The sequence below is a fragment of the Perspicuibacillus lycopersici genome (assembly GCF_025660475.1).
GTDB classification, from domain to species: domain Bacteria; phylum Bacillota; class Bacilli; order Bacillales; family Caldibacillaceae; genus Perspicuibacillus; species Perspicuibacillus lycopersici.
Genome location: NZ_JAOUSF010000004.1, coordinates 46,187 through 59,372, shown reverse-complemented (window position 1 = coordinate 59,372; position 13,186 = coordinate 46,187). Strand labels below are relative to the sequence as shown.

Below are 13,186 nucleotides of genomic sequence, written 5' to 3'. Positions count from 1 at the left end.
TCTGAAGTGAATTTAATATCTCTAAAAGTACATAATAGTATTTCGATGTAAAACATTAAATTTAATCAAATTTTGTTATAAAAAAACAGGAGCCATTAAATAGTTCCTGCTTTAAATTATATACGGCTCACAAAATTAATAAGAGTATACTAGCTTTATTTATAGGTTAGCTTCTTTTATTTTAGTTGTTAGAACATTTTTAATTCGCTTAAATGAATTTGGTAAATTCTTATGCTGAAGTCTTTGTAAAACTCTTATTATATTCTCAATTTTCTTAATTTCTTTATACCTTTCTGTCAGCAAATACTTTTGTGTTGCCGCCTCTTGCTCAGCCGCAGGAACAGTAATTATCTGATAGTAAGCATTAGTTGCAGTTTTAGATGCGACTAAATCCATTTCTAAACAATAATTCATCGATATAATATTAAACTTCTCTAACAAATCCATCGCCTTACTATGATTACTTCTAAACAGCCTTAACAACTTGTCACGATCAGTTTCCTTTGGAATTAGATCCATAATTAATTGCGAATCCTTGTACTCATATCTATACTTAGGAAATCCATTTTCATTTCTACTTTTTGATAGCTTATCATTTAGGTAGGGTAGAAAGAAGTCTTTATCAACAATAATCAATTTAGGGATATTTAGATATTTTAATAAATAAAAAGGGTAAGATAGATTTTTTATGCCTTCTAAGTTCAAAATACTGACCCCATATAAATCGGTGTCAATATCTTTTTGTTTTAAAAGCAGTTTTACCACTTCTGCATCATTTTTACTTTCTACAACAACAATAAATTTTGCAAAAAAGAACTCACTGTTCCGATACCGGTAAAATTGGTAGTACTTAAACTCTTCGAGATTATGCCTCTCCCAAAAATCGAAGGGTATTTGATATCCAACAGTTTTAAAACCCCTTTGACTATCCTCAGTCTTTCTAAATAAAATAATTTCATTATGCTCAAGTTGATCTACTATTACAGCAGAATGAGTTGTAAAGATAATTTGCACTTCAATAGAACTGCCGGAATGATTATCTTTAATAGACTTAATAAACTCCCTTTGGGCTTGCGGATGTAAATTAATTTCTGGCTCTTCTATTCCTAATATAATATTATTATGTCTTATTTCCGCTAAAAATCTATACAATGAGATAATAGTCAAACTTTGAATACCACTACCACTTTCAGTTATATTGTATCTTAATCCTTTTTCTTCAATTTCTAAAGTAATGTCGTTCAAAAGTAAGGAATAATCTATTTGTTTATCAAAATTTAATCTGAATTTAAAATTTTTGTTTAGTGAATAAAATCTTTCTACTGCTGCTTCTACCTTAGAAAGACCAACTCGTTCTAAGTTTTTTGCAACTTCTTTTACTCTTGGTGTCAGAGTGTCTCTACGTGACGTGCTTTTTTTTAAAAATTCCTGAAGAACAATACTAATCAGGGCATTTTCTCCCCAAATTACAGCTTTTTGATCTCGGTTCGGAGGAATTAACACATAGGTTATATCTTCTTTTAACTGCGAAATAAAATCTTCATTTAGTAGAACATATTGACCATTTTTTTTATAATGTAAGGTTCTTTTCTTCGTTTTAAACGAGTAAGTCATCCTTATTATTAATTCATTATTATTAATGATATCTGTGTAATAGTCTTTTTCAGGTATATCTTCAAAAGTGAGTTCAATTCTAACTAAACTTTGATTCGAATATTGATGTAGTCCATTTATAAAATTTATTTCTTCTTCTTCATAATTAAAGAATGCATTTAACGCTCTTAAAATGGCTGACTTTCCTGAGTTATTCTCACCTACTAAAGCTGAAATTTTACCATTTTGTACAGTACAATTATGAATTGATCTAAAATTGTTAATGCTTGTTTTAATTAATCTCATTACTAAATCCCTTATTTCAAAGTTTTTTTAAAATTCTGTTTGGGTTGGTAGATTTAATTACATTTAAAATTCGCTCTGTTTGTACGTTATGATAATTTCCCCTCAATTACTTTTTCGTTCCCACTATAAATATTTCTTAAATAGTCAGCTATTAAAAGTACTTTTTATCTTCCCCAAATCCACTTCAAAACCCAAACCAACTAACTAAGCATCCATCTCTTTTTTCTTTTCATTATCATCTAGGGTTTTTATATATAGAAGAAAAGTAAACCGCTCAATTACTGTTAACGGATTTGTAAGTTCCACCTGTCCAGAAAGGCTGCTAGACTCGATCCACTTTATTTTTCAATTCACCTGTAATCATCATAACACCTGATAAAAATAGAGAATTTTGCCCAAATATATACTTAAATTATACAACAATGGAAATACAATAGAAACTTCATATTGAACAATATAGTTCTTTAGTCCTGTTTTTATAAAAACTGATTTTTTTCCTTTAAATACTTGGTTTTGAATAATTTTAAAGAATATAATCCGTGTGAAAAATTTAAAGCAAGAAATTTGGAAGTACTTCAACCAATAATTAAACACTTACATAAAAGATAGAGTATTGAGCTTTAGTTACATCCATTTTTCAGACATATTCATCACGAGAACAAGGAGAGATACTTATGAAAGTTATCCGCTACTACGTATCACAAGAAAATGCACTGAATGTAAAAACTATTTTCCAAGAGTTATTAGTTTCTGAATTAGAAAGAATGATAGACCGTTGTCTTATATGGTACGAAAACTCCATTTGTTAATTTACCCAAGTATTTTTTTTGAAATCCATAAGACTTTGTTTGCTTCTTGTAAAGAGTCATCAGTAACATTCGAATGCTTTTGTCCTTGATGGGTACGTCAAACCTGAAATCAATTCTAAGAAGTATATGTTCCTTGAAATGGCTTGAATAACCAACTACATGCCAAAGGATATACTTCAATTCCTTCTCTATTGATTCATAGTCCGCTTCTGTAATGTTCGGCTTTCCTATAAGTTTTATTGCATCAACTACCATATATAGTTTCCATTGACCATTACCTGAATTGGAAATAGCCATAGTAACGCTTGGAAACTTCCCTGCAAAATACCTGTTTAGTTCCGTATATTTGATGTTAAATCTCTTCTGCAGGTCTTGCACTTCTTGGTAATGAAGTGGAATGTAAAACTTAAATGTGTGAATCATCTTTTGTCCTCCTCGGGGCAATCTTGGGAAGCACAGAAGCCAATTATATCAAGGGTTTGGCGTTACTTTTTTGTTCCCAATCCGATTATATTTATTTCTTCTTACCCATCTTTCTTTAGTGAAAGATAGCACTTTGGCTTTTGTTGGGTTGTTGCTTATATGAGTATCATAGCTTGAGCAATCGCTTCCATATAACATTTCTATGTCTTACTCTGTTCTAGTCCGTCAACAGGATTATTTGTTCTATTAATCCCTACAAAGTCTTGACAAAATGTCAATTCAAGAGCAATTTTTCATGATATGCTATTCTTGTTATCAACAATAAACAACTACATCAATCCCAATCCTTCGCCTTTCTCTTCCAGAAGTCTCCCTTTCAAAATGACCCTAAATCACCTTTATTCGTTAATCCTGCAATTTGACCAATTTCATTAAATTCCCGATTCAATTCACAACTTCAATCTACCCCCTACACTTTGAAGAAAGCCAATCAACAATAATCCACAATGGTTACTTTCCAAAGCAGAAAAAATGAGATATTTACTTAAACGGAGCTCAAAATTTAGGAACAAATCGCCCCACAAACCCAATCATTTGGTCTCTCCCATCATCCCAATTAAACGGGATTTACCCCAAAACAACTACCAGGAGGAAAAAGCTATGAAAATTGAAAGAATCTTCAATAATGAATCCCCAATTACCCTCGAGGACATTTTCACTTCCATTTTGAACGAAAAAATTGACGATCTAATTAAAGAATTTTATGATAATAATGATATAGAAACTTCCACTGACTCCCCTAAAGAGAAAGGAGAGGAAGTGGCATGAAATCTGCAGTTTACATTCGAGTGTCGACTGGCAAAGAAGAGCAAAAACAATCCTTAGAAAACCAAAAAGAACTGTTCATGAATCTCATATCCGAAAAAGGATGGGATTTATACGACATCTATTTGGATATTCAGTCTGGAACCAAAACAAAAAAACGTCCCGAATTGAAACGGATGATAGAGGACGCAAAAATGAAAAAGTTTGACATCATTTTGGCAAAGGAATTGTCACGATTAGCAAGAAATGGACAACTTTCCTATGAAATTAAAAATCTTGCAGAAAATCGTGGAATTCACATTCTAACATTGGATGGTGCTATTGACACACTCTCTGGAAACACGCAGATGTTCGGCTTGTATGCTTGGATGTATGAACAGGAATCACAAAGAACAAGTGACCGTGTGAAGACTGCTCTGAAAGTAAGAGCAAAGGGAGGCAAATTTAAAGGATCTATTCCGCCTTACGGGTACTATGTTGAAAATGGAAGGCTGAAGATCCGAGATGATTTTACTCCAAATGTGGTACGTCGAATATTCAACTCTTACCTTATGGGAAAAGGCTTTGACACAATTGCAAGGGAGCTTTTAGAGGATGGTGTACCTACTCCATCGGAGATTGCTGGTAAAAGAAATGCCAGTTCCGTTTGGCACGGATCCGCTGTTCGGATAATTCTTGAGAACCCTCATTACATTGGGAATTTAGTCCAGCAAAGAGAAACATCCATTAATGTTACAACTGAAAAACGAAAAAAGAACGATCCATCTCATTTTGTGGTCATTGAAAACACTCATGAACCAATTATCTCAAAAAAAGATTTTCATGTTGTCCAACAGCTTATTGCCGAAAGAAAACGTAAACGGCCTTATGCGAAAAAACATCTATTTACAAATATAGCTTTTTGTGCGGATTGCGGAAAGAGTATGCACTTTAAAGCAAACCGTAGAGGTTATATTTGCGGGGCATTTAACAAGCACGGCCATACAAAATGTTCAGACCATCTTATACGTGAAAACGAACTGATTAAAGCAATTTCAAATGATGTAAAGGAAATGTTTTCGGCACTTTCCACAAAATCCGTTCAAAGAGATATTGAGAAAAAAATAACATCATACTTTCAGCGTGACCAAAAAAGACTGGAATACATTCTCAAGGAGATTGAAAACATAAAGAAGGATAAAACAGTTGCACTTCGTATGAAAATACGTGGCGAAATCCAAGACGATGAATATAGATTGCTCATTGAGGATAATGGCAACCGAATTTCAAAGTTGAATGAAGAAAAGACTAAATTAGAAAAAGGATTACTTCACCATAAACAAACGATTGATTTTACAAAACTAATCAATCAAATAGAGGAATTTGTGAAACACCCTGTTCTTGACGAAGAAATGCTTCACAAACTAATAGAACGAATCGAAATAACAGAAGATAAGTGTCCGAGAATCCATTACCGATTCTCGGACCCTTATATATCTTCTATTTTTTTACGAGTAACACACAGCACTCAACGTGCGTCGTCTGCGGAAACATATCTACCGGCTGCACTTCCATTGTACGGTACCCGCCATCTTCGAGAATGCGTAAATCGCGGGCTAAAGTTGCTGGATTGCAGCTAACGTAGACAACTTTTTTCGGTTTCATTTCCAAAATAGTGTTTAGTAGTTTTTCGTCGCAGCCTTTTCGTGGTGGATCAACTACAAGGACATCAGCAGTTATTCCATTCTCTGCCCATTTTGGAATAACATCCTCCGCTCCACCTACTGCAAATTCAACATTCGTAAATCCATTTAACTCAGCATTACTACGTGCATCCTCAATAGCCTCTGGAACAATTTCTACTCCATATACCTTTTTCGCCTTTTGTGCTAAAAATAAGGAAATCGTACCAATGCCGCAATATGCATCAATTACCGTTTCTTCACCAGTCAAGTCCGCATACTCCAATGCCTTATCGTACAATACTTTCGTTTGTACTGGGTTTACTTGATAAAAGGAGCGTGCAGAAATCGCAAACTTAACATCACCAATATAATCATAAATTACATCTGCACCCCATAGGAGCTTTGTTTTGTCCCCAAAAATTACATTCGTCCGTTTCGAGTTAATATTGTGGACAATCGATTTTACGTGTGGAACTCTTGCAACAATTTGCTCTACTAATTTCTTTTGCTGTGGCAGCTCTGGCGTATTTGTGATAATTACTACCATTAATTCCCCAGTTTGTCTGCCGAATCTCGCCATAATATGGCGGAGCACGCCTTTATGGGCTTCCTCATTGTATGCAGGAATGTTAAGCTCATTAGCAATTTCCTTTACGATTCGAATTGCCTCATTGATTTCTTTGATATGCAATACACTTTCATCCGTATCGACAATTTCATGGGATCTCGGCTTGTAAAATCCGGATATTAATTTTCCATCACGCTCTCCTACTGGTACTTGCGCTTTGTTTCGATAATGCCAAGGATTTTCCATTCCTAAAATTGGGTGAACAGGTACGTCTGCAAGCTTTCCGAGTCGTGTAAGCACCTGTTTCACCTGATTTTGTTTAAATTGCAATTGTCCTTCATAGCTAATATGCTCAAGCTGGCAGCCACCATATTTATGTGCCTCACCTCGGTCAATATCAACTCGGTATGGACTAGTCGTGACTATATCGATTAGCTTGCCGACACCATAATTTTTATTTACTTTAATCACCTTAATTTTTGCTGTTTCTCCTGGTAATCCTTTTGCAACAAAAATTGGATACCCGTCTACTTTCGCTACACCGTGGCCATCATGGGTTAAGTCCTCGAAGCTTACCTCGAGATAATCATTTTTCTTCACTGGAATTTCATTCTTCATTTTATTCTCCTTTGCATTCACAACCATTATATGTATTGTAAAAATCTCCACTATGGGAAACTCCTATGTTTTTTAGTAAATAAAGAACTGTACATCATTATACCGCAATTATAATTTTGTTTTCCAACTTCCCTCATAAATTGAGAAAAAATTAATGCTTTCGGGAACTTCACGTCGACATATGCGTCTAATTAGTATAGTACAAAATGAATGGATATATTGGTAAAAGGGGGTGGGCAGCTTGCTTAAAAGTGATTTACAGATAAAGGAAAAGGAAATTATCTTTGAACAGCTGATGAAGGAATATGGGGAACCTCTTGCTCGCTTAGCTTTTACATATGTGAAGGATCGAGGTAGGGCAGAGGATATTGTGCAAGATGTATTTATCAAGGTTTTCCATAAACTACATGAATTTCGCGGGGATTCGAGTATCCAAACATGGTTGTATCGAATTACCGTTAATCGTTGCCATGATGAATTACGAAGCTGGGCCTTTCGAAAAATTTACGTTTCCAATCAAGGCTTAGAGCTGGAACGAACTAGTACAGACCAAACACCAGAGCTAAAACTAATCAAAAAACAGGAAAACCAACAATTAGGGCAGGCATTGTTACGTTTACCAATCAAATTTCGTGAGGTAATCATCCTCTTTTATTATCAGGATATGAGTATCGAAACGATTGCCGAAGTATTAAATATTTCCGCAAGTACGGTAAAAACAAGACTGTTTCGTGCGCGAAAAAAACTTAGCAAAATTATACCCGAGCTAGAAATGGAGGGAGAATAATGCGGAAAAAAGTGAAAGACAGTCTAAATGCGCTCATTGGTTCGGAGCCCATTTTTTCGGAAGCAAAGCAGCGAGAGCTTCTTCGAAATATTGAACGACCACAAAAAAAGAGGCGAAGTTTTTATCTCACCCGCATCACACCAATCTTAGGATTTATTGCATTTTTACTTGTTGGTTCGATATTGTTTATCGATTATTTAACAAAGAATCAATATAGTGCCGAAAGTACGGTTGAACAGAAAAGCTCCGAGGCAACATCCTATGAAAAACAAGAGGAAATAGTGTCAGCTAATTCTGTGGCAGCAAATGATCTTCAGAAAAAAGTAAACGAGCTAGAAAAGGAAAATGCATCCTTACAGGAGGCCATTCGAGATAAACAAAACACGGAAAGTAGTCAATCTACTACACCACTTTATCCAAGTACTAATTCTTTATTACAAGACCTTGGGTATTCTGGAACGAGTGAAGATATTAAGGAGGAAGTCATTAATCATCCGGAGCTAATTCCATATGATGGAGTATTGGGTGGGACGATGCAGTTTGATGAAAACCGAATTTTTGTTATCTCCCATGAATATGTGTATGCCGAATTTTCCGATGGACATATGATGGGATATTTAATCCTACACTACTCGATTGAAAATGGGGAAGCAACCAATTGGCAAATTGTTAGTCAGTATCTCGATGGGGAATAGGAAATATGATCACAAAAAAAGCTGTAGCAGTTCAATAATTTCCTGCTACAGCTTTTAATATTATGCCGTTAAGCTTCAATTTCATCGACCCGGTCCTCTGGGCGAAGCTTATCAATTGGAGCAAATACATTCAAATGGCGATATAAATTGGTGAATTCTACTGGGGTTGCTCCACCTAATTCACCATCTAAATTAATCAGTACTTCTTCTGCAGAAGTAACTTTTATATAGCTTGCTTTTGTATAAATGACATTCGGATCATTAACATGCTCTCCACGTAATGCCAAGCTGGCTACGCGAATGAACTCTGCCAAATTCGTCTTTTTCAATATTAATAAAGTAAAATATCCATCATTGATGGATGCATCTGGTGCTAGTTTTTCGAAACCACCGACTGAATTGGTAAGGCCAATTAAAAATAGCATCGCTTCTCCTTCAAAAAGCTTTCCATCATATTCCAAACGAATTTCTGAAGGCTTAATGGAAGGCAGCATTTCAATTCCTTTTAAGTAATAGGCTAGCTGACCAAGTACGGTTTTTAATTTACTTGGCACTTCATACGTTAATTCAGTTAATCGACCGCCACCAGCAATATTGATGAAATATTTCTCGTTCATTCGACCAATATCTACCGGAATGGTTTCACCTTTTACAATGATATCCGTTGCCGCAAGAATATCCCTTGGAATATGGAGGGCACGAGCAAAATCATTCGTTGTCCCTACTGGAATGACACCTAAGCTTGGACGATATGGCTGTTCTGCTAGTCCATTAACAACTTCACTTAATGTTCCATCTCCACCAGCTGCGATTACTAAATCATATTTTCTTTCCACAGCAATTTTAGCAGCATTTGTAGCATCTCCTGCACCAGTAGTGGCATGACAAGATGTTTCATATCCCGCTTTTTCTAATCTCTCTAATACCTCTGGGAGATTTTTTTTGAAAATTTCTCTTCCTGAAGTCGGATTATAAATAATACGCGCTCTTTTCATATAACCTCATCCATCTTTTCTAAATTTACCATTCACTAGTTATCATGATAGCGTAACGAAAGAAACAAGGCAAATCTTATCGTTCAATAAAATAGGTGTACTCTCTTTTCGTTCTCCAAATAATATTAAATAAATAGACCACGAAAAGTAATATTTCTAATTCTCCCCAATAAAAAAAGGCTGTTTTCGCATAGATTGTTGCTATTTTGACCAAACTCTTTGTAGGTGCTAAAATACTGCCACAGGAGGGTTTTAGAATGTGGAAAGACGTTTATGCCGATTTTACTGATTTGCAAAAACGAACAACAGAAGCTGTTTAACCTTATAAAAGAAGAATTCTTCTCAGATGAAGAGGAAGAAATGAAAGATGCCTTTACTGCATTTAGAGAAACACGATTTAATGAAGGATTAGCCTGTGTTAATTGTGGAAGTGTAAAGGTGAAAAGAAACGGCAAATACAGAAACAGGCAGAGGTATCTTTGCCGTGACCTGCGGCAAGTCTTTCAACGACCTAACTAACACTCCTATATCTGGCTCGTTATCTTGGAAGGTGGTCTACTTTCTTTCACTTAATGGTTGAGGGTTACACCTTGCCGAAGATTGCCAAAAGACTAAAAATCCATTTGTCTACCGCATTTTACTGGCGACATAAGGTGCTTTTTGCTCTTCGTTCATTGGGATTTCAAACTTTAAAAGGAATTATCGAAAGTGATGAGACCTTTTTTAAAGAGTCTTTCAAAGGGAGAGAAGTAATTGATAGAAAGGCTAAGAAGCGTGGAGGTAGAGATGAAAAACGTGGGATCAGTAACCTCAAAATTGCAGTTGTTATTGCCCAGGATCGAAATGGACAGGCTATTGCTCAAAAAGCTGGTGCAGGCCGTGTAAGAGCAGAAGAAATTGCTGCCGTTATTGGGGATTATATCGCCCCATCTTCTTTGTTATGCACTGATACAGCTACTAACTACAAGAAGTTCGCTATTATTAAGGATCTTAAACACGAGACGATTAATCTGAGTAAAGAAGGATATGTCAAAAAGGGAATATTCCATCTTCAGCACGTCAACAATTATCACAAGCGGTTGAAAGACTGGATGCGACGGTTCCAAGGAGTGGCCACAAAGTACCTGGACAACTATCTATATTGGTTCAATTTTCTTCAACAGAGTAAAAAGATGGCGACTAAGGAACGAGTAAATCAAATGCTTTTAAGTGCGTGTCAGAAAACGAATTTAATCACGGTTAAATTTTTACGAGAAGTATAAAAAAACAGCCACATTCATAAGAAGGCGACCGACTTGTTATTGGACTAAAGCCCCTGTTACTTTAAGTACATTATTTCACAAAATTTCTTTTTCAACCAATTAGCGATGCGATGCCCAAGAACCTTGCATCTTCCTTAATTGAATAATTTGACCCGTATGGTATGCATCGTGAAGCATTATATCTAAAAGCTTTTCTTCAAGAGAATTTTGTTCAAGCACTTCAATGGTTGTTTTACTTAGAACTTGTCTTAAACTACTTTGAACCATTTCTGCACGTTTAACTACTGCTAACCATTCCTCGTCGTTTTTTAATTGTTCAGTAAGGTAGAAAGTTTCATCACCATCGAGATTATGTGTCCATTCACGTCCTTCCAAATTTGCTACAAGTCTTTCTTTATAGTAAATGAGATGATTAACATTTTCCCAAATTGTTTTGGTTGCCACTCCTACGGGTCTCCAACTTGCCTGTTCTGCGGTGAGTCCTTCTATTGCAAGTTTGAACGGTGCATACCAACTTTCCTTGTCGAAAGTAGTATCAAGCATCCTTAGTAGCAAGTTAGTTCGATTCATTAACATCTTCCTCCTTAAAAATTATGTTTCAAATAAATAGTATTTCTCCAAAAAGTGAATAACTCCTTCTTAAAGTAACCTGCCCCTTTTGTTCAATAAGCTACCTCAATCTAATCGAACATAAAATGGATATAAATTACCGCTTTTTATCTAAAGCAACAATCTATACGAAAACAGCCATTATTTATGCTGGTTTCTCGCCAATTTTGTTTCAATTACCAAAACAATTGGATAAGCTACAATCAAAATCAAAGAAACATATAGAGAAAGTTCGAACATATTTCTAAACATTTCTTGAGACCATCCATCTTCACCAATTATCCAAAAAGCTAATTTATTGGAAATCCCTATTCCATCGTTTGCTTCAGAGATTAAACTTTGTGTGTAGTTTTGCCCCAGACTAACTGCTCCAAAAATAGATAGTGCGATTGCAATTCCAGTCCCCTTTGAAAAAGGGTTTATTATCTCAAGATTTCTGAAAACTAAAATAGAACCGATTATTAATACCAAACAACCAAACAAAAATCCCATATTGCTCCCCCTAATCTACTTATTTTTACCTTCTTCTTAATTATACTTGATAAATTTTCAGCTTAAAATACTAATCTCAATATAGTTAATTGAGCAATAAATTAAGAATTCCTATATTAAAAACAACAATCTTTACGAAAACAGGGTAAAAAAAACAAACCGCACAGAAGCGGTGCTGCTAATCTAATGCGGTCCACAAGTATAAATCATTATTAAAACTCGTAACTATCAACATTACCAATTTGGCCAGTAATATAAAACGTCCCTTCAGCTACAATATCATTATCACGAATGATTTTCATGACGTATTCGCCTTCCTCCTGGGGAGCATACATACTACTAATTAGACCCGGCCAATCTGGTGGAATTTCATCGTACCAGGAATCATAAACGGTTACCCCGTTTTCCACCTTTTCGATCATTACTTTAAACTCCCCTCCACGATTGTCGGGAAAATAAAAGGAGTAATAAATTTCATCATCTACAGAAAATTCATCTGCCTGTTCCGTTAAGTAGCCTGCATTTTCTCCATATCCAAAGGCAACTGTTTCAGTGACAAGTGCTGAATACAAAATCGAAATGGAAATGAAACTATAGGCAACTACCCCAACGATGGAAATAACAACGCCTAATCCACTTGTTCCACCTTTTATTTGAAGGAATTGATTATAGTATGTACCGTTTGGATCCTTGTATTTCATCAGTTTTCGATTGGCATGTAAATAGTAATAATAATTGCCACAGAAACCAAAAATAACTGCTGTTGCGATGCCGATTGCTGAGTCAATTGCAGGGCTATTAATTCCTAAGCTATAAATAATTCCATCGAGCACCAACCATACGAGAATAAAAATTCCAATTAACCCATACATCTTTCGGTATCCAGCCCAGAATAAGTTTAAAAAGAATGCGGCCCAGTTCCAGCTTGATTTGTTTACTACATCCGACGACACATTCCACTTTTGAAAATAATAATCGACATTTTTCCCGATAAAAACCTTTAATGCTTCTGTTCGTTCATCTACAGGTTCCTTTTCCGCAGCAAATGGATCTTGTGCAGCAGCTGGCGTGTTTCCATAGAAAGCAGCTGCAGCTAGCTCTGATACAGCTGGTGATTCTTTTTTCATTGGAGCTTCTTCGAGTAATGCAATATCATTTTCAATGATTGGTAGTGATTTCTCGACATCCTTCTGTTGCTGATTAGATGGCACTACATTCCCATTATGAACCTGCCCATCCAGTTCTCGTACCTCCGTTTGTTTTCCCGTAGATTCCGGTTCCTGACGTGTTTCTTCGAGATGTCCCTCCACTACTTGCTTCGTTATATTTGATGCAATTTCTTGTTTATTTTCATAAACCTGCGGCTTTTGTCCGATTATTAATTCTTCCCTTTTTATCACCGGTCGTGGCGATCCACAGGATGAACAAAATTTTGCATCGTCCGCAAATTTCGTTCCACATTTTGTACAATACAAATGATCTTCCTCCCTCTTTGCTGCACGAAATATAAAAAAATGATTTTTACAAATTTTTATACAAA

Annotated in this window: 10 protein-coding genes and 3 pseudogenes; 5 read left to right on the top strand and 8 right to left on the bottom strand. The window is 35.6% G+C overall.

Going from position 1 to position 13,186, the window contains the following annotated elements; genetic code table 11:
• Positions 1-159: 159 nt before the first annotated feature.
• From OEV98_RS12455 to OEV98_RS12450, 3 genes and pseudogenes are all read right to left on the bottom strand, one after another.
• The gene (locus OEV98_RS12455; RefSeq protein WP_263073626.1) at positions 160-1,899 is read right to left on the bottom strand and encodes an ATP-dependent nuclease; all 1,740 of its coding nucleotides are present in this window, start codon (positions 1,897-1,899) and stop codon (positions 160-162) included.
• A gap of 207 nt (positions 1,900-2,106) precedes the next feature.
• Positions 2,107-2,263: pseudogene (locus OEV98_RS17830) on the bottom strand (SAM-dependent DNA methyltransferase); the annotation flags it as partial.
• A gap of 391 nt (positions 2,264-2,654) precedes the next feature.
• Entirely contained in the window at positions 2,655-3,131 is a 477-nt protein-coding gene (locus OEV98_RS12450) for a hypothetical protein (RefSeq protein ID WP_263073625.1), read from the bottom strand.
• A gap of 660 nt (positions 3,132-3,791) precedes the next feature.
• On the opposite strand from OEV98_RS12450, the gene OEV98_RS12445 reads away from it, so the two are divergent.
• Together OEV98_RS12445 and OEV98_RS12440 are read left to right on the top strand one after the other, a co-directional pair.
• Positions 3,792-3,959, top strand: coding sequence for a hypothetical protein (locus OEV98_RS12445; protein WP_016886489.1), 168 nt, complete (start codon positions 3,792-3,794; stop codon positions 3,957-3,959).
• Positions 3,956-4,993 (top strand): annotated as a pseudogene (locus OEV98_RS12440) (recombinase family protein); the annotation flags it as partial. The gene OEV98_RS12445 and the pseudogene OEV98_RS12440, both read left to right, overlap by 4 nt.
• Positions 4,994-5,435: 442 nt before the next feature.
• On the opposite strand, the gene rlmD reads toward OEV98_RS12440, so the two are convergent.
• Positions 5,436-6,806: a 23S rRNA (uracil(1939)-C(5))-methyltransferase RlmD gene (gene rlmD, locus OEV98_RS12435; RefSeq protein WP_263073624.1), complete on the bottom strand. Its 1,371-nt coding sequence runs from the start codon at positions 6,804-6,806 to the stop codon at positions 5,436-5,438.
• A 241-nt stretch (positions 6,807-7,047) separates the two neighbouring features.
• Between rlmD and OEV98_RS12430 the strand changes: the two genes are divergently transcribed.
• Entirely contained in the window at positions 7,048-7,593 is a 546-nt protein-coding gene (locus OEV98_RS12430; RefSeq protein ID WP_263073623.1) for a sigma-70 family RNA polymerase sigma factor, read from the top strand.
• A complete protein-coding gene (locus OEV98_RS12425) occupies positions 7,593-8,288 on the top strand; it encodes a hypothetical protein (protein ID WP_263073622.1) in 696 nt (231 codons plus the stop codon). Before OEV98_RS12430 ends, OEV98_RS12425 begins: the two co-directional genes overlap by 1 nt.
• Positions 8,289-8,356: 68 nt before the next feature.
• Here OEV98_RS12425 and OEV98_RS12420 read toward each other — a convergent pair whose 3' ends face one another.
• On the bottom strand, positions 8,357-9,283 hold the full coding sequence (locus OEV98_RS12420; RefSeq protein WP_263073621.1) for a diacylglycerol kinase: 927 nt from the start codon (positions 9,281-9,283) through the stop codon (positions 8,357-8,359).
• A gap of 257 nt (positions 9,284-9,540) precedes the next feature.
• On the opposite strand from OEV98_RS12420, the pseudogene OEV98_RS12415 reads away from it, so the two are divergent.
• Positions 9,541-10,545: pseudogene (locus tag OEV98_RS12415) on the top strand (IS1595 family transposase).
• Positions 10,546-10,644: 99 nt separating this feature from the next.
• On the opposite strand, the gene OEV98_RS12410 reads toward OEV98_RS12415, so the two are convergent.
• The 3 genes from OEV98_RS12410 to OEV98_RS12400 all read right to left on the bottom strand — a co-directional run bounded on the left by OEV98_RS12410 (position 10,645) and on the right by OEV98_RS12400 (position 13,121).
• Positions 10,645-11,115, bottom strand: coding sequence for a DinB family protein (locus OEV98_RS12410; protein ID WP_263073620.1), 471 nt, complete (start codon positions 11,113-11,115; stop codon positions 10,645-10,647).
• 180 nt (positions 11,116-11,295) lie between these two features.
• Positions 11,296-11,646, bottom strand: a complete 351-nt coding sequence (locus tag OEV98_RS12405) for a hypothetical protein (RefSeq protein WP_263073619.1) — start codon at positions 11,644-11,646, stop codon at positions 11,296-11,298.
• Positions 11,647-11,858: 212 nt separating this feature from the next.
• On the bottom strand, positions 11,859-13,121 hold the full coding sequence (locus OEV98_RS12400; RefSeq protein ID WP_263073618.1) for a DUF2628 domain-containing protein: 1,263 nt from the start codon (positions 13,119-13,121) through the stop codon (positions 11,859-11,861).
• Positions 13,122-13,186 lie beyond the last annotated feature (65 nt).